Annotated in this window: 14 protein-coding genes; 13 read left to right on the top strand and 1 reads right to left on the bottom strand. The window is 44.5% G+C overall.

The features are described from left to right. Nucleotides 1–39 precede the first annotated feature (39 nt). The 4 genes from VMW78_07985 to VMW78_07970 all read left to right on the top strand — a co-directional run bounded on the left by VMW78_07985 (nucleotide 40) and on the right by VMW78_07970 (nucleotide 6,137). The gene (locus tag VMW78_07985) at nucleotides 40–789 is read left to right on the top strand and encodes an ABC transporter ATP-binding protein (protein ID HUV50941.1); all 750 of its coding nucleotides are present in this window, start codon (nucleotides 40–42) and stop codon (nucleotides 787–789) included. A 4-nt stretch (nucleotides 790–793) separates the two neighbouring features. Next, nucleotides 794–3,157, top strand: a complete 2,364-nt coding sequence (locus VMW78_07980; protein ID HUV50940.1) for an FtsX-like permease family protein — start codon at nucleotides 794–796, stop codon at nucleotides 3,155–3,157. Between the two features lie 6 nt (nucleotides 3,158–3,163). Beyond that, on the top strand, nucleotides 3,164–4,366 hold the full coding sequence (locus VMW78_07975; GenBank protein HUV50939.1) for an efflux RND transporter periplasmic adaptor subunit: 1,203 nt from the start codon (nucleotides 3,164–3,166) through the stop codon (nucleotides 4,364–4,366). Nucleotides 4,367–4,454: 88 nt separating this feature from the next. Further along, the gene (locus VMW78_07970; GenBank protein HUV50938.1) at nucleotides 4,455–6,137 is read left to right on the top strand and encodes a radical SAM protein; all 1,683 of its coding nucleotides are present in this window, start codon (nucleotides 4,455–4,457) and stop codon (nucleotides 6,135–6,137) included. 166 nt (nucleotides 6,138–6,303) lie between these two features. On the opposite strand, the gene VMW78_07965 is transcribed toward VMW78_07970, so the two are convergent. Beyond that, entirely contained in the window at nucleotides 6,304–7,467 is a 1,164-nt protein-coding gene (locus VMW78_07965; GenBank protein ID HUV50937.1) for an MFS transporter, read from the bottom strand. A 195-nt stretch (nucleotides 7,468–7,662) separates the two neighbouring features. On the opposite strand from VMW78_07965, the gene VMW78_07960 reads away from it, so the two are divergent. The 9 genes from VMW78_07960 to VMW78_07920 form a co-directional block, all read left to right on the top strand. Further along, entirely contained in the window at nucleotides 7,663–8,109 is a 447-nt protein-coding gene (locus VMW78_07960) for an Hsp20/alpha crystallin family protein (GenBank protein ID HUV50936.1), read from the top strand. Nucleotides 8,110–8,145: 36 nt separating this feature from the next. Beyond that, nucleotides 8,146–10,494 (top strand): endopeptidase La, encoded by a 2,349-nt coding sequence (lon, locus tag VMW78_07955; GenBank protein HUV50935.1) that lies wholly within the window; start codon nucleotides 8,146–8,148, stop codon nucleotides 10,492–10,494. 69 nt (nucleotides 10,495–10,563) lie between these two features. Further along, nucleotides 10,564–11,319: a septal ring lytic transglycosylase RlpA family protein gene (locus VMW78_07950; GenBank protein HUV50934.1), complete on the top strand. Its 756-nt coding sequence runs from the start codon at nucleotides 10,564–10,566 to the stop codon at nucleotides 11,317–11,319. 365 nt (nucleotides 11,320–11,684) lie between these two features. Beyond that, on the top strand, nucleotides 11,685–12,239 hold the full coding sequence (gene gmhB / locus VMW78_07945; GenBank protein HUV50933.1) for a D-glycero-beta-D-manno-heptose 1,7-bisphosphate 7-phosphatase: 555 nt from the start codon (nucleotides 11,685–11,687) through the stop codon (nucleotides 12,237–12,239). Further along, nucleotides 12,236–14,398, top strand: coding sequence for an ATP-dependent RecD-like DNA helicase (locus VMW78_07940; GenBank protein ID HUV50932.1), 2,163 nt, complete (start codon nucleotides 12,236–12,238; stop codon nucleotides 14,396–14,398). Before gmhB ends, VMW78_07940 begins: the two co-directional genes overlap by 4 nt. 459 nt (nucleotides 14,399–14,857) lie before the next feature. Then, complete coding sequence (locus tag VMW78_07935; GenBank protein HUV50931.1) at nucleotides 14,858–15,193, top strand: MerR family transcriptional regulator; 336 nt, start codon at nucleotides 14,858–14,860, stop codon at nucleotides 15,191–15,193. A 3-nt stretch (nucleotides 15,194–15,196) separates the two neighbouring features. Then, complete coding sequence (locus VMW78_07930) at nucleotides 15,197–16,777, top strand: Gfo/Idh/MocA family oxidoreductase (protein HUV50930.1); 1,581 nt, start codon at nucleotides 15,197–15,199, stop codon at nucleotides 16,775–16,777. 104 nt (nucleotides 16,778–16,881) lie between these two features. Then, entirely contained in the window at nucleotides 16,882–18,105 is a 1,224-nt protein-coding gene (locus VMW78_07925; protein ID HUV50929.1) for an ATP-binding protein, read from the top strand. Nucleotides 18,106–18,200: 95 nt separating this feature from the next. Next, a partial coding sequence (locus VMW78_07920) for a tetratricopeptide repeat protein (protein HUV50928.1) occupies nucleotides 18,201–18,610 on the top strand: 410 nt, incomplete at its 3' end.

Raw genomic sequence — 18,610 nt, 5'->3', positions numbered from 1 at the left:
ATACCAATACCACCAATACTTGAACAAGATTTGATGCTAATGCCTGAAGATAAAAGCCGCATATCAAACCAGACTCTAAAAGACAACGAAGCAGTATTTTCTGTAAAAGGGTTAACCAAAGTTTATGATATGGGCGAGGTTAAGGTTCATGCTCTACGGGGAATCGATCTTTATCTTTTCCAGGGCGAATTAGTTGTTTTATTAGGGGCTTCCGGCAGCGGCAAATCGACTTTGCTGAATATTTTAGGCGGTCTGGATACAGCCACCGAGGGATGCGTGGTTTACAAAGACTGTGATCTGACCAGGGCAAACGATTCAAAACTGACCCAATACCGGCGTTATCATGTTGGATTTGTGTTCCAGTTTTACAATCTAATGCCCAGCCTTACAGCACGTGAGAATGTCGCGATAGTAACCGAAATCGCCAGAAACCCAATGAAGCCTGAAGAGGCGCTGGCGCTTGTCGGGCTTGATGACAGGATGGATCATTTTCCTGCTCAACTCTCAGGCGGCGAACAACAGCGTGTTGCCATCGCGCGCGCTATTGCCAAGAATCCGGAAGTTCTGCTTTGTGATGAACCCACAGGAGCGCTGGATTCTATGACAGGTATTGTAGTGCTTGAAGCGCTGGAGAAAATCAACCGCGACCTGGGTACGACAACCATTCTGATCACCCATAATGCCCCTATTGCCGACATGGCCGACCGGGTGATATGTTTAGCCGATGGATTGATTGTCGATGTGCGCAGTAATGCGCATAGAAAACCTGCCCGCGAAATAAAATGGTAGTGATATGAAGGCGTTAAACCGGAAGCTTTTGCGTGATCTATATGCCATGAAGGGTCAGGCTTTTGCCATAGCTCTTGTCGTTGCCTGCGGGATTGCCGCCTTTGTCATGTCTATCACCACCCTGAATGCCTTGCGCCAGACACGCGCCGAGTTTTACAAGGAATATCTTTTCGCAGATGTTTTTTTATCCTTAAAGCGCGCGCCCGAAGGTTTGCGTTTGCGCATCAAGGAAATACCCGGAGTGGACATGGTTGAAACACGTGTTGCAGCGGCTGTTAATTTAACCATTAAGGGTTACAGCGGGCCTGTGACAGGTCAATTGTTTTCCGTTCCCGATAGCGGCAAGCCTTTGCTTAACCAACTTTACCTGCGTCAGGGGCGCATGATCGAGGCAGGGCGGGATGATGAGGTTATGGTGAGCGAAGCCTTTGCACGGTCGCATGGTTTTAAGCCCGGCAGTAAACTGGGCGCTGTAATTAATGGACGACGCAAAAATCTGACTATTGTCGGTATTGTGCTGTCGCCAGAGCATGTTTATCAGATTGCTCCCGGCTCTTTGTTCCCTGACTTTGAGCGCTATGGTGTTTTATGGATGGGCCGCAAACCTCTGGGAACCGCATATAACATGGAAGGCGCATTTAATAACGTAACACTGACCCTGTCTCCTGGCGCGCGGATCGAAGATGTTATTGAAAGACTGGATAAATTAATAGAGCCTTATGGCGGGCTCGGAGCTTACGGTCGTAAAGATCAGCTTTCTAATCGTTATTTATCCGAGGAGTTCCGGCAACTTGGCAACACAGCCACGATATTTCCGATTATATTTTTAGGGGTGGCTGCATTTTTACTCAATCTTGTTGTCAGCAGGCTTATAAATATGCAGCGAGAACAGGTGGCCGCGCTAAAGGCATTTGGTTACAGCAATTATGCTGTGTGCCTGCATTATTTGAAACTGATCGTTTTGATAATATTGCTTGGTGTGGCCGGGGGTGTTTTGTCAGGCGTGTGGTTTGGAAGAGGATTAAGTGAATTGTATATGGAATATTACCGTTTTCCATTTTTAATATATGAATTTCAGCCGGGTGTTGCCGCTATTGCCGCATTAATAAGTATAACAGCGGGGATAACCGGCGCGCTTTATTCCGTTCAACAGGGCGTGCGAATTCCTCCCGCAGAAGCCATGCGTCCGGAACCGCCGGCAACATACAGGGAAACATGGATTGAACATATTGGATTAAAGAGAATAATGTTGCAGCCGAGCAGGATGATTATTCGGCATATTGAGCGCAAACCAATCAAGGCGCTTTTATCGACCATCGGCATTGCATTTGCCTGCGCGATTATGATAGTTGGCGGTTTTTTCCAGGAGGCTGTTGACTTTATGGTGGATGTGCATTTCCGACTGTCGCAGCGGGAAGATCTTGCCGTTACATTTGTAGAGCCTGCTTCTAAACGCGCGCTGTTTGAATTGCAAAGCCTGCCGGGCATCGAGTATGGCGAAGCCTTTCGTTCGGTTCCGGTGCGCCTGCGATACCAGCATCGCACTTATCGCACCGCTATTATGGGGGTTAAGCCGGGCGGCGATTTGCAGCGACTTCTTAATAAAAGACTCCGGCCGTTTGATCCGCCTCGGGAAGGGATTTTGTTAACAGATTATCTTGGCGATATTCTTGGCATTCGCGCCGGGGACAAATTAAGCGTAGAGGTGCTTGAAGGAAGCCGGCCTGTTCGTATGGTATTGGTGGCCGGACTGGTAAGCCAGTACATAGGAGTTTCGGCTTACATGAACATAGATGCGCTTAATAATTTGATGCAAGAAGGCAATGTTATCTCAGGGGTCTATCTGGCGGCCGATCCTTATTATCATCCTGAAATTTTGAGCAGACTGAATGAAATGCCGCGTATTGCAGGCATTGTTGAGCGCAGGAATGCGGTGAAAAGTTTCTATGAAACCATTAGTGAACAGTTGATTGTATATACATCCTTTATGATAATGTTTGCGGCCACTATCGCATTTGGCGTGGTATATAACAGCGCAAGGATTGCTCTTTCAGAGCGCAGCAGAGAGCTGGCAAGCATGCGGGTTCTGGGTTTAACGCGCGGTGAGATATCATATATTTTGCTCGGCGAGCTTGCTGTGCTGACACTTGCCGCCATTCCGCTCGGTTGTCTTATCGGTTATATTTTATGCGCCTATTTTGTTGATCAACTACAGACAGATCTATACCGGATTCCGCTGATAATTGAATCAGGCACATATACCCTTGCAGCAACGGTAGTGCTGGTTTCGGCCACAATATCAGGGTCGATCGTGCGACGCAGACTTGATCGACTTGATCTGATCGCGGTTTTGAAAACAGGGGAGTAAACAAAAATGAATTGGAGCAGACTCACAGGTTTCTTCATCCTCTTTATTGCTATTTTGACGGCTGTTATTTATGGGTTCTGGCCAAAGCCTGTTCTGGTTGATGTTATGGAGGTGACTTGCGGTCCCATGACGGTTACGGTGGAAGAGGAGGGTAAAACCAGGGTAATCGACCGTTTTATTGTCTCGGCTCCTGTAGCCGGTTTTGCGCGTCGTGTTGAGCTGGATGTTGGTGACAGTGTAACTCAGGGACATGTCCTTGTTGATCTGGAGCCGCTGCGTTCCGATGTCCTTGATCCGCGCAGCCGGGCAGAAGCAAATGCCAAGGTGGCGGCGGCAAAGTCAGCGATGCGTGTTGCGCAGGAAAATTCCTTCGCCGCCCGAGCAGACGCGGATCTTGCCGTAATTGAATATGAGCGAAAGAAGAGGCTGCGTGAAAGGGCCAGTATATCTCAGGAGGAGTTTGACAGAGCTGAGGCGCTGGCGCGTCGGACCGAAGCCGTCCGCCGATCGGTCGAGTTTACGGTCGAGGTCGCGCGTTTTGAGCTGGATGCCGCGCTAACCGCGCTTGAGTACTCGGCAGCCAGAAATGATGGCATGTTGCCGGAAAAGGTCGCGATTAAGTCGCCTGTGAATGGGCAGGTATTGCAGGTTTACCACCAGAGTGAGGGGGTGGTGAATGTGGGGCAGGCGCTGGTTGAGATAGGCGATGCGCGAGCTCTTGAGGTGGAAATAGATGTGCTGTCATCCAATGCTGTGCGTATTGCATCTGGAACCCGGGTGCTTTTTGATCGCTGGGGCGGCAAACAGAAGCTTGAAGGCAGGGTAAGGGTTGTCGAGCCTGTGGGATTTACAAAGGCTTCTGCCTTAGGTGTTGAGGAACAGCGGGTGCTGGTTGTGGCGGATATAACTTCTGAGCCAAAGCTCTGGAAGCGACTCGGCCATGGCTATCGGGTCGAAGCAAGCTTTATTCTCTGGGAGGGTGAAAACATCATTCAGATTCCGTCGAGCGCATTATTTCGCAAAGGCGAGCAATGGGCGGTGTTTGTGTTTGAAAACAACAGAGCAGTTCTCCGAAAGATTGAGGTTGGTCAACACGGCGGTTTAATGGCGGAGGTGATCTCCGGACTGGCTCAGGGGGAACAGGTGATTACCCATCCTGATGATACAATAAATGACGGAATCCGGGTTTGTCTTCGTCCCCGTTCTTAAGCGGGAAGATATTGGTATCACCAGTATTTCATAAATAAAAACAGGTCATTTGACCGGCTTCAATGGTCTCATAATAATATTGCCCAAAATGAAAATACTACTCATATATCCATATTGTCTTGAAGGCAGGGTTCATGCCGAAGAGGTTAGTTTTGTGCCGATAGGGCTTTACTATATAGGGGCCCTGCTAAAGGAGAATAATTATGATGTAGAAATACTGAACTGGCATGATATTAATGAAACACCTCAAAAAATAAAAGAGACCTTTATCGAAAAGAAGCCTGATGTGATAGGTTTTTCCATAGTGCACGCAAACCGCTGGGGCGCCATAGATATCGCCAGGATTGCGAAACAGCTTGATCCGGATGTAAAGATTGTTTTTGGAGGGGTCGGCGCCACATTTTTATGGGAGCATCTTTTAACATATTTCAAGGAGATCGATTTTGCCGTAATAGGAGAAGGTGAGTACACCTTTTTAAGCCTGATTAAATGCTTTCAAAAGAATTGTTTTGATAAGACAGGGCATGAAAACATAAAAAATATTAAGGGAATCGCTTTCAGAAAAGACGGCAAAGCAGTTAAGAACAAGCCTGCTGATAAAATTCAGAACCTCGACGAATTGCCTGTTCCTGCAAAATATTTTAAATATCAACATGTTGCTTTGACCCGGGGTTGTCCCGGAAACTGCACCTTTTGCGGGTCGCCCAAGCTTTGGGGACATAAGGTCAGGTTCCATTCCGCCGACTATTTTGTCCAACAGATAGAGCTGCTTTATGAAAAGGGGGTTACCTTTTTTTATTTTTCAGATGATACATTTACGTTCAAAAAAGATCTGATGATAGAGGTTTGTAAAAAGATTATTGAAAGAGGCCTCCAAATCGTCTGGGTGGCAATTTCTCGGGTTAATCATGTAAGCGAAGAGATTTTATGCTGGATGAGAAAGGCCGGCTGCATTCAGATCAGCTATGGGGTGGAAAGCGGTTCTGAGAAGATAAGAGATCTCCTGAATAAAAATATTAAGACCGATCAAATCAAAACAGCCTTTGCGCTGACAACAAAGTACGGCATACTGCCACGGGCCTATTTTATTTATGGTTGTCCTGGAGAAAGCCGGGATACGATTCAGGAGACCATTGATTTGATTCATGAAATCAAACCGCTTGCCGCTATTTTTTACATACTTGATATATTTCCAGGAACGGCCCTTTATTCGGATTTTAAAAAGAGAGCTAAGCAAACCGACAATGTCTGGCTAAAGAGGGTAGAAGATATTATGTATTTTGAAACCGATCCGGCCTTATCCAGGGAGTTGATACTGGCTTTTGGGAAAAAACTCAGAACCGACTTTCACAAAAACATCTCCGGTTTTGCCGATGAAGTTGAACTCATAGATGATAAGGAATTTTACAAACTACATTCCGATTTCTGTTCAAGGCTTGCAATGACCTTTGACTATGGCGATTATTCCGGAATTGAAGTTGTAAAAGATAAAGAAGGGGTTGCTGAAAGACTGTATGAAAAGTCTCTGGGTTATTATCCTGATCATCGAGCATATTTAGGATTAGGTATTATTAAGCAAAAAAAGAGGTTGTACGAGGAATCAATCAGCATCCTTTCAGACGGTATTGAGAAATTTCCGGACAGTGAGCAGCTCCATATCTGTCTTGGGATAAGTTGCATGAATACAGGAAAGTATAACAAAGCAATTTCCTATTTTAAAAAGTTTAAAGATTCAGACCAGGCGCGTTATTATATTTCAAAGTGTCATTAACTCAAGTTTCGCCCCCCTTTTATTTATTAAAGCCTTTTTCAAACGGCAAGGGCCAAAATAAATTTGGCTCTTTTACCGCCTTGAGTTATTAGTTCTTTGCCTGGTTCCATAGACTTTTATTGTTTTATCTGTGCCTGTCTGTGTGGGTCTGTGGCTGGTTCTTTCTTTACGATTTTTTAAGTTGCCACGGCATCATCTGCGATCCTTTAAATACAGCTCCGCCCACAAGCGCAATAAAAGCGCTGACAAGAAACATGGCAAATGAACCCATGCTTTCATACAACCAGCCGCTGATTAAAAATCCTATTGTCATGCCGAGCCCGTAAGTTACGGCATTATTTGCGGCCTGTCCCAGGGTTTTGGCTTTATCCGGAGTCAGCGAATCTATATAGAGTATGCTTGCAACATGAAATGATCCGTAAGTTATTGCATGAAGAGTCTGTGAAAGCAGGATTATTAACGGAGATTCTGCGAAAAAAAGTATCAGCCATCTTAAAGTTGCCACAGCAAATGAAAACACCAGGACATTTTCCATTGAGTAGCGTTTGAATATTATGTCCGATTTTATCATTACAATGATTTCCGAAAATGATGCCAGGGCCCAGGCAATTCCGATAAATGTGCTGCTATACCCCATATTTGCAAGGTGAATGGAAAAAAAGGTATAGTAGGCTCCGTGGCTTGCCAACATTAAAAAAGCGCAAAAAAGAAAGACAATAACCGGTTTTTTAAGAAGAACCTTTGCGTTGGAAGTATAAGCCTGCTTTTTAAAAGTGACGATATCCGGAATTTTCGTGGAAATAAAAGCCTGGGCCAGAGACCCTGCGAAAATAAGTATAATAATTATTTTTATGGAATACAGATCGATTATTTTGCCTAAAATTATGACAACCGTTATAAAGGCTATTGAGCCCCAGACTCTTAATGAGCCGTAGCTTTTTTTTTCTTTGCCTAATACATCGATTGTAAATGCTTCAAGGAGGGAGATAATGGGAGCATAAAAAATACCGTAAAAGATGGTAAGGACAAACATCGGCCAAAAGTCGGCAGTAAATATGAAAAATGCCCATATTGCAGTGCTGATAAAATTACATAATATATATATCGGTTTCCTGATGTGGAAGCGATCTGCCATGGCTCCCCAGAACAAGGGGAATAAGATAATAGCTATTGTTCTTAAGGCTGATAGAGCACTTATTTGAAAACCGCTGAAACCGATGTGAAAACAGTATAGATTAAAATAGGGCAAAAAAATGCCCATTACGCCAAAGTATATAAAGTACTGTGAGCCAATAACGAATTTACGTGAAGAGTTGCGCCTGCCGATCATATCGGTTCAATAAGGTATTTATAGATAAAAGGCAATCAAAGTGTTTAACGCCACTCTCTTCTTTACAAATTTTTTTTGTGATGATATTTTTTATAATATTGATGAACTCGTAAAAAAAACGAATTCATCTTACCAGTCCATCAAGTTTATTGCATAGGTTTTATCTTTATGTCCGTATAAAATCAGGAGCAAAAAATGGATTATATTAAAATAAAATTCAGCAAGGGACCTGATCGCTTAAATTCAGACACAGGAAAATGTATTGAGGGTATGTTTCGATCAATGAGTCCGCTCTTCGCTCTTTCCGAAGGGGTGTGGAAGCCTCAGATGGATATATATGAAACAGATGAAGAAATAATTATTATAGCCGAAATTGCAGGTGTGGACAAAGAGAATCTGGGCGTGGAAATCAACACCAGGGCAGCCAAAATTTATGGCAACCGCTCTGAAATACCCAGAGTTAAAAATTCAACATACAGACTGGCAGAGATCCAGTATGGCAGATTTGAGCGAATATTGTTTCTTCCGGTTCCTATTGATGTTGATAAGGTAATTGCAACATATTCAAATGGTTTGCTTCAGATCAGGCTTGCTAAATTGCCGGCTGATAGAACGCACAGGATACCGATTTCAGGTGGATAGCCGTTTTATATTTCTTATCATTTTTTGGAGGTACCTATGACAGAGCAGCTACTGCATGACGGGATAGGAGCTAAAACTGTTCCGGAAGTTCTTCCTGTTTTGCCTTTAATTGATACAGCGCTTTTCCCTAAAATGGTTGTGCCTGTTATAGCCATGCAAAAGGAATCGGTGCAACTGGTGGATGAGGCAATGTCTAAAGATCGTATTATAGGGCTTATTATTGCTAAAGAAATGAAAATTAAATCCAGTTATACGCCTGATGATTTATATTCGGTAGGCATAAGCGCTTTTATACTTAAAATGGCAAAGTCCGAAGATAATACGACTCAATTACTTGTCCAGGGTTTAAGCAGGTTCAGGGTAAAGGATTTTATAAAAACAAAGCCCTATCTTCAGGCACGAGTGGAGTATATTAAGGATAAAGAAGAGAAAGACAAGGAAACTGATGCACTGACGGCAAATATTATTAGTCTGTTTGCCAGGGTGGTTGAGCTTTCTCCTGGTTTGCCGCAGGAAATCGCGGCAATGGCGAAGTCGATACAGGAATCCGGTACATTAGCAGATATGGTTGCTTCGCTTATTAACGCAACACTTGAAGAAAAACAAAAGGTTTTAGAAATTTTTGATGTTAAAAAACGATTAAAAGAGGTTACAAGGCTTTTAAATTACCAGGTAGAGGTTTTAGAATTAGGGAACAAGATACAGTCTCAGGTGAAGGGAGGCATGGATAAGCAGCAGAGGGAGTATTATCTGCATCAGCAACTTAATGCTATCAGGGAAGAATTAGGTGAAAAGGATGAAACCGCTGTTGAAATTGAAGAATACAAGGCAAAAATAAAGGAGAAAAAGCTTCCCGAAGAGGCCCGCAAAGAGGCTGAACGGGAAATCAACCGCCTGTCCCGCATGCACCCGTCTTCTGCCGAATATACTGTAGCGTCGACCTATCTTGACTGGTTGACCGTTCTTCCCTGGTATGAAAGCACCACGGACAACCTTGATATAAAAAAGGCAAGAAGGATATTAGATGAAGACCATTTCGGACTCAAGAAACCAAAAAAGCGTATTATAGAATATCTTGCCGTTCGCAAGTTAAAGCCTGAATCAAAGGGGCCGATACTGTGCTTTGCCGGTCCTCCGGGAACCGGCAAGACATCCCTGGGAATGTCAATAGCAAAGGCTTTGGGACGAAAATTTATCCGCATTTCATTAGGTGGCGTCAGAGACGAGGCTGAGATCAGGGGGCATCGGCGAACTTATGTCGGCGCGCTTCCCGGCCGGATAATTCAGGGCATAAGACGCGCTGAATCAAACAATCCTGTTTTTATGCTGGATGAAATAGACAAGCTTGGGAGTGATTTTCGAGGAGATCCATCATCAGCCCTGCTGGAGGTTCTTGATCCGGAGCAGAATTTTTCCTTTACAGATCATTACCTGGACGTGTCGTTTGATCTGTCAAAGGTAATGTTTATTACCACCGCAAATATTCTTGAACCCATACCTCCTGCATTGAGGGACAGAATGGAGGTACTGGAACTTTTAGGTTATACACAGGACGAAAAGATTAGAATTGCGACACGGTATCTTATACCACGCCAGCGTGAAGCACATGGCCTTAAAGCCTCTCAGATATCCTTTTCAAAAGGGGTATTGCAGAAGATAATTTCAGGCTATACACGAGAGGCCGGCCTGAGAAATCTGGAGCGTGAAATCGCGACCATTTGCAGGGGGGTCGCGACAAGGATAGCTGAAGGCGAGGCGGAATCTGCGAAAATAACGGTTAAGGATGTTGCGGTTTATATCGGCTCTGTTCGATTTGCTTCGGAAGTCAGCGCAAGAACTTTAACCCCCGGTTTAGCCATGGGGCTTGCCTGGACACAGGCAGGTGGCGAACTTCTGTTTGTTGAAGCCACCGCAATGAAGGGCAAAAAGGATCTTACCTTAACCGGACAGTTAGGCGATGTGATGAAGGAATCCGCGACAACGGCTCTTAGTTTCGTACGTAGTAATGCCATTCCCCTTGGTATTGCCGAAGATTTTTTTGAAACTCAGGATATACATATTCATATACCGGCGGGAGCCATACCCAAAGACGGCCCTTCCGCGGGCGTTACCATGCTTACCGCCCTGGTTTCACTTCTTACGCATAAAAAGATTCAAAAGGATCTTGCCATGACCGGTGAAATAACCCTGAGAGGTCAGGTGCTGCCGGTTGGTGGCATAAAGGAAAAGATCCTTGCGGCTCATCGAGCAGGCATAAAAACAATTATTATGCCAAGCTGGAATAAGAAGGATTTAGAGGACATACCTGAAAAGGTTAAAAATGAAATCCATTTTTACTTTGTTGACAAAATGATGGATGTTTTGAAAATCGCGCTTGAGAAATAAAAAAATAAAAAACTATCAATATTGATTTATACTCGGTGCCCTCTGTGAACTGTGGTAAAGTTTTTGCAAATGATAAAAAAGAATAGCCTTTATATATTTTTAACTTTCTTTGCCGGCTGCGGCCTGTTGTTTTCTGCTTTTGGTTGCTCAAAGACAAAGTCTCCTCAGAGGGTTGCCGGATATCCAAAACCATATAAGGTCATGGGTAACTGGTACCAGCCTATTCCTCATTCTCAAGGTTTCAGCCAGAGCGGAAAGGCATCATGGTATGGCGAAAAGTTCCACGGAAGGAAGACCGCAAACGGAGAGACGTATAATATGTATGCAATGACGGCAGCGCATAAAACCCTGCCGCTTGGCACCTGTGTAAGGGTGAAAAATCTTCAAAACAACAAAGAGATTGATGTAAGGATTAATGATCGAGGGCCGTTTGTCCGCGGCAGAATAATAGATCTTTCCTATACCGGGGCAAAAAAGCTGGGCATTGTCGGCCCGGGCACAGCGCCGGTTCAAATAACAGCGCTTGGAATCCCTTCTCCATCAACGGCAAAAAAGGATTCCGGCCCATCCTATGTTCCAATAGATTACTATAAAGGGGACTTTACCGTTCAAATAGGGGCATTTGTTGATCGCGACAATGCTGAGAGATTAAAGCAAAAACTTGATTTAACATATAAGAATGTTCATGTTACTACCTTTAACAATGGATATGAAACATTTTACAGAGTGCGTGCGGGCCGATGCTCAACTTTGCAAAAGGCAATAGAGTATGAAACCTTCCTGATAAAAGAGGGATTTAAAGGGGCTTTTGCAATTGCAGAGTAGATATACTTATTCACGGCGGTAATATAATACTCAAGTTTCGCACCCTTTTTATTTAGCAAATCCTTTAGACGATAAGGGCCAAAATAAATTTTTAAAGCGAAATATTAGACCTTAAGCTTCGACAACGGCACCAATAACAGACATTAATACAATGCTTCAAACCACGTATGAATTCAGTAAGTTATATATTCTTTGTGCCTGTTCTTGGCACAAGTCGTGGAGTGCTGGTTAAAAAAGACCGATAAATTATTTCGCTTGAAAAATTGAATTTGGCTCCTTTACCGCCTTGACTTTGATAGAAATCAAGGGTGCGAAACTTGAGTATAATACCATCTGAATAGATACGATGATGGAGTAAGATAATAATGCAAAGGGTTGTTTTTCTTGACAGAGACGGTGTTATAAACAGGGATTCGCCGGACTACATAAAAACCTGGGAGGAATTTGAGTTTCTTCCCCAAAGTATTGAAGCGATAAGGCTTTTAAATTCAAATGGATTTGCCACTATAATTATTACAAACCAGTCTGCAATAAATCGCAACATGATATCAAGGGATGGGCTTGAGCATATTCATGCCCTGATGAAAAAAGCGATTAAATCAGGGGGCGGCGAGATAAAGGATATTTTCTTTTGCCCGCATACTCCTGAAGAAGGATGCGATTGCCGCAAGCCTGAACCAGGATTGATATACCAGGCGCAAAAAAAATACCAAATCGATCTTGCAGCTTCAATAATGGTGGGCGACAATGCAAAGGATATTGAGTGCGCGCGCAGGGCAGGTTGCGGGTTGAGTGTTCTGGTAAAGAGCGAAAACTTTTTAAATGCTGAAAGGCTCCTGTCGGAAAGGAAAATTTTTCCTGATTATACAGCTTCTAATCTCTATGATGCTGCGATCTGGATAAGCAGCCTTTCCTTATGATAACTCTCCAGGGACATCTTGAAAGAATTACCTACTATAATGAAGAAAACCATTATACTGTCGCGCGATTAAAGACAGACAAAGATCAAACATCTGTAACCGTTATAGGGTTCATGCCGGCTGTCAGCCCTGGCGAAACTCTTAAAATAAAAGGCAGATGGGAGACACACCCAAAATATGGCCGGCAATTAAAGGTCGAGTCATTTGAAGTTGTCCTTCCCTCAAGCGCTGATGAAATAAAAAAGTATCTTGAATCAGGTTTTATTAAGGGGATAGGCCCGAAAATTGTTGCGGCCATTATTAACCATTATGGAGATAGAACCCTTGAGATAATTGAAAACAATCCTGAAAAGCTCGCCGAGGTTAAAGGAATAGGCAAGGTAAAGGCAGCGCATATAGGCAATTCCTGGAGAGAGCAACATGTAATAAGAGATATTATGCGCTTTCTTCAGGAAAACAAAATTGCAACTTCATACACCGCAAAAATATTTAAAGAGTATGGAAATGATGCCGTTGATATCATCCAGAATGATCCTTACCGCATAGCCGGTGATATCTCTGGAATCGGCTTTTATATTGCCGACAGCATCGCTCAGAACCTGGGCATTCCAAAGGATAAGCCGGAAAGGATTAATGCATGTATTATTCACATCATAGAACAATTTGTCGCACAAGGGGATACTTTTGCCCATGAAGAGCAGATCCTTAAACGCTGCGAGAATATTTTTAAGATTGAGCGAAGTAAAACCGAAGATGCCATGCTTGCCCTTGCCGATGCAGGGGAACTGGTTATAGAAAAAACTGCGGGCGCTGAGACCGGCGCTGTTTATCTAAAAAGCCTGCATGAGGCGGAAAAAGGTATCTCCGACAGATTAAAGGCTGTTTTATCTGTTCCAATTCCTCCTTTGCGTATAGATTCGCAGCAGATTACGCAGGAAGTATTGAGAAAACTTGCCATCAAACTTTCTTCCGAGCAGCTCGATGTTTTGCGGGAGTGTCTTTCTCACAGGGTTATCGTAATAACCGGAGGCCCTGGAACAGGCAAAACAACACTTATCAGATCTATTAATGCCGTCTTTGAACTTCTTGGAAAGAGAATCATTCTTGCGGCCCCGACCGGACGGGCGGCCAGGCGTCTTTCAGAGGTTACCCGCAGGGAGGCAAGCACCATCCACAAAATTCTGGGATATAATTTCAAGGATGGTTTTTTTGATAAAAATCAGGATAATCCGCTTGACGCAGATGCGATAATCATTGATGAGGCCTCGATGGTGGATGTATATTTAATGTTTTATCTGCTTAAGGCAATTTCCATGCACTGTGTATTAATACTGGTCGGAGATACTTTCCAGCTTCCATCGGTCGGCCCTGGAAATGTTCTTGCCGATATTATCAATTCAAAAATAATAAAAACTTTTGAGCTGAAGAAGATTTTCAGGCAGGCTCAGGAGAGCCCCATTATTATGAATGCACACAGAGTCCGTGAAGGGAAGATGCCTGACCTCACAAAGGATTATATATCTGAAAACCTGTCTGAGTTTTACTTTATTGAGCAAAACAATCCGGACAGGGCTGTTAAAACAATAGTTGAACTATGCACCAAAAGAATTCCAAAGGTTTTCAATTTTGATTGTATAAATGATATTCAGGTATTAACCCCGATGCACAAGGGAGAGGCAGGCACCGCCAACCTGAACAAGGCGCTTCAAAAGGCTTTAAACCCAGGCTCTGCGCGTAAAGGCGGTCGTTTTAATATAGATGACAAAGTCATGCATTTGAAAAACAATTATCAAAAAGAGGTTTTTAACGGTGATATTGGAACGGTTACCTCCATTGATACGGCAAACAGCCGGCTTTCCGTGGATTACTACGGCAGGATAGTTGCCTATGATTTTGCGGAAACAGAGGAGCTTTCACTGGCGTATGCTATAACCGTGCATAAGTCACAGGGGTCGGAGTATCCCGCGGTGATCGTGCCGATAATGACCCGGCATTTTGCTTTGCTCCAGAGGAATCTGCTGTATACGGCAATAACAAGGGGCAAAAAACTGGTAATACTTGTGGGCTCAAAAAAAGCCATAGATATTGCATTGAAAAACGACAGATCAGGAAATCGTCTTTCAGGGCTGGCAAACAGGCTGTCTGAAACCGGAAAGTAGTTATGATCTCATTGTAGAGGCTTATCCCGAGCCGGACCTTTTGCTGTCGTATTTCTTCATATCACATATTTTCCTACCCCCGCGTCAAAACCCTGAACATTTTTCCTGCCTTTAAATATTGCTTAACTCTCATCTTGGCATAACAAACTGACTTTAATAGATATTAACACATTTGTCTTTTATGGCACATAAGTTGCTTAACTTAAAGTTAAAGTTAATTTTTAAGTTTACCGATAAGAATAACAATATCGTAACTACTCAGGTGGATAGGCTGAAGTCTGAAAATTGAGCAGTTACCAATATCTTTGACAGGATTAACGAGATTTATATGTTTTCTTTTTTTCTTACATCATGATCATCCTGTAAATCCTGTCAAAAAAACTTATAATTCAGTAAGTTGGGATGCCTCTCGGTATGTAACCCAGGGGGGCGGAGCTTGTCCAAAGGTTTCTTCACGCCATGCAAGAAAACAACCTAATAAGTATTCAAGAAGTTAGTACACTCCTCAATGTGCCAAAACCTACCCTGCGTTTCTGGGAGAAAGAGCTGGATGGCATTCTTGTGCCCTTGAGAACCCGCGGGGGGCAGAGGCGCTATAGCGATGAACAAATCTCCGTAATTTATGAGATCAAAAAATTGAGAAATAAAGGGATAAGCCTGCTTGAGATTAAGAAAAAACTCAGTAATGGTGACAGAGGAGATAGCTCAAATTCAAACCGAATCGATCTTCTGGCGGACAGAGTAGCGGAGGTTGTGAAGGCGGAAGTTAATAAGTTTTTTAACGGGGAAACTTAAACCATGATTAATGTTGCAGTAGTTGGATCCGGGTACTGGGGGAAAAATTTAGTTCGCAATTTTGCCGAACTGGGTGCGCTTCACACGATTTGTGACAAAAACACCGCGACCCTCAAATCGTTTCAGGAGAAATATCCGGATAAAAAGTTTCAAACCTCCTTTGAGGCAATACTGGAGAATCCCGCGATAGACGCTGTAGTTATCGCCACGCCGGCAGAAACCCATTTTGAGTTAGCTAAAAGGGCCTTATCGGCAGGCAAGCATACGTTTGTGGAAAAACCGCTGGCCATTGTAGGTGGTGAGGCTGAAGAGCTCCACCGGATTGCACGCGACCGCAATCTTAAACTGATGGTAGGGCACATACTTCTCTATCATCCGGCCATCATCAAGCTTAAGGAGATTGTTGATTCGGGTGAGTTGGGCAAAATCAATTACATTTATTCCAACAGGCTCAATCTGGGCAAATTTCGCAGCGAAGAAAACATCCTGTGGAGCTTTGCCCCCCACGATATTTCGGTCATTCTCCATCTATTGGAAGAGATGCCGACACAGGTCATGGCCCAGGGCGGCAATTATTTAAACAGGGATATTGCCGACGTGACCATGAGCATGCTTTCTTTCAAAAGCGGGGTTAAGGGGCATATCTTTGTCAGTTGGCTGCATCCTGACAAAGAACAGAAACTTGTGGTCGTGGGCGACAAAAAAATGGCGGTCTTTGATGATACCCTGTCCGAAGGCAAGCTCCAGATACATGATAAGGGGGTTGAATGGGTGAACCGCCGGCCTGTTGCCAGAAAAAATAAAGCGCAAATCGTTCCAATTGAATCTGACGAACCCCTTAAGGCAGAATGTGCCCACTTCCTGGAGTGCATCGAATCTGACAGAACACCAAAAACAGATGGAAACAACGGAATCCAGGTACTGAAGGTGTTAAACGCCTGCCAGGAATCTCTGGAACATCAGGGGGCTGTCATTGACATGAACGGTAGCTCCCATTCGGAATCGTTTTTTGCGCATGAAACATCCGTTATTGATGCGCCATGCCGGATTGGAAAAGAAACAAAAATATGGCATTTCAGCCACATCATGTCCGGCGCTGAAATAGGAGGGGGATGCAACATTGGGCAAAATGTGGTCATCTCTTCCGGCGCTAAAATAGGCCGCAACGTCAAAATCCAGAACAATGTCTCAGTTTACAAAGGAGTGACCCTTGAAGATGATGTCTTTTGCGGTCCTTCCATGGTCTTCACCAATGTTATCAATCCACGGAGTAATATTTCCAGAAAACACGAATTCAAAAAAACCCTGGTCAAAAAGGGCGCAACTATCGGGGCCAATGCCACCATCGTATGCGGGCACACCATAGGTAGCTACGCTTTTATCGGCGCAGGAGCGGTGGTGACCAAAGATGTGCCGGATTACGCCCTTGTACTCGGCAACCCGGCAAGGATTTCCGGCTGGATATGCGAGTGTGGTCATCAAATACAATTCCAGGATGGAATTGCCCTCTGTAATGACTGCGGAAAGCAATATAGCCAGAGCGAGGAAGGGGTTAAACACGTTGAACATGGATGGTGTAGTTAACAGACTATGGATGCTATATTTTCATAGTGACCCACCAAGTTCCGCCGATTTTCTGCTTGACATTTTGCATTTGAAATGCATAATTTCCACCAAAGAGATTTGCTATGATCCAGAACTATATTAAGAGAACGTTGGAGCCGATCATCAAGAGAGCCGCCTCAGAGTTTCCTGCGGTGGTGCTGACCGGGCCGCGCCAGTCCGGGAAAACGACGCTCTTACAATATCTTTTCGGCAAGAGCTGTGGCTACGTGTCACTGGAACCCCCTGATGTCCGGGCTGCTGCGCTGGAAGACCCGCGCGGTTTCCTCGAGATGTATCCTTCACCGGTGATATTCGATGAGGTGCAATACGCTCCCAATCTGCTTCCCTATGTGAAAGAAAAAATTGATGCTGACCGGGATCGTAGTGGACAGTATCTGTTGACTGGCTCACAAAATTTGCTGCTTATGGAGAAGGTGACTGAGTCTCTAGCCGGCCGCGCTGCCATATTGCGCCTCCTGCCGCTTTCGCGTCGTGAGGCGGAGGGACGGCCGCAGATTTCTCTGCCGTGGGACTCTAAGCGACGGTCGTCTCCGGAAATAACATATTCATATCGTGAACTCTGGAAAGGGTTTCTGCGAGGCGGTTATCCCGAACTCCTGGCACATCCTGAGCGCGATATCAACCTTTGGCATGCCGGCTACGTTCAGACGTATTTGGAACGGGACGTGCGTACTCTCCGGCAGGTCGGGGACCTCTCCCAGTTCCAGAATTTCCTTCGGGCGTTGGCAGCTCGGAGCGCCCAACTCCTTAACCTGACGGAACTATCTCGAGATCTCGGTATTGCCGTCAACACGGCCAAGGCGTGGCTGTCTGTGCTTGAGGCCACATACCAGATAATCGTGCTACGCCCATACTTCGCTAACGTTGGGAAAAGGCTTGTCAAAACGCCAAAGATATTTTTTATGGATATGGGAACACTCTGCTATCTCGCAGGCCTTAAAAGCCCCGAGCATGCGGCTTCCGGGCCTATGGGCGGAGCAATCATGGAGACCGCAGTGCTTTCCGAGATCGTGAAGACCCTTACGCATCGCGGCATTGATCCACAGGTTTATTTCTGGCGAACTATGGCAGGAACAGAGGTGGATATCGTGGTCGAGACCAACGGGAAACTTGTGCCCATCGAGGTAAAGCTCTCAGCCACTCCGCGTCCGACCATGGCTTCAGCCGTCAAGACTTTCCAAAAGGATCTGGGAGACAAGGCAATGCCCGGGTACGTGGTGCACCCTGGAGAGGTTGCCCTTCCGCTTGGTCAGGGTGTGTCGGCTCTTTCGTTTGCGGAATTGTAGCTTACCCCAAGTGGATGAATAATCCATGCATTTATTGCCTTTCCGTAATGCTTTCTAGGCATGAATAGATTAAAAGGACTAAAAAGGATTTCTTAATGGAAGACAAACTAAAACAGGGCGAAGCGCTTTTTGCTGAAGGGAAGATCGAAGAGGCGGAAAAATGCTTTTTGAGTCTTTTGGAGAAAAATTCCGAAGATGTGGAGGCGCTTAACAATCTCGGGGTGCTCCATTACGCAAGAGGGAACATTGAGGAAGTTGAAAATTATCTTTTGAAAGCACTTGCCATCAAAGAAGACTATTCGGATGCTTTGTTAAATCTGGCAGACTTATACCAGAAGGCCAAGCGCTGGAAAGAGGCAGCGATACAATTAGAGAAATTTATAAGTATAAACAATCATGACTACAATGTCTTCAATCAGCTTGGTCTGGTCTACCTCGAGATGGATAATACCGTGAAAGCACTGCCAGCCCTTAAGAAATCTATAGAATTAAATCCCGAACAGAA

This window comes from Anaerolineae bacterium, from assembly GCA_035529315.1.
In the GTDB taxonomy this organism is placed as follows: Bacteria; Desulfobacterota; Desulfobacteria; order Desulfobacterales; family ETH-SRB1; genus Desulfaltia.
The sequence above is the reverse complement of the archived record's forward strand: the minus strand, read 5'-3'. Positions and strand labels throughout refer to the sequence as shown.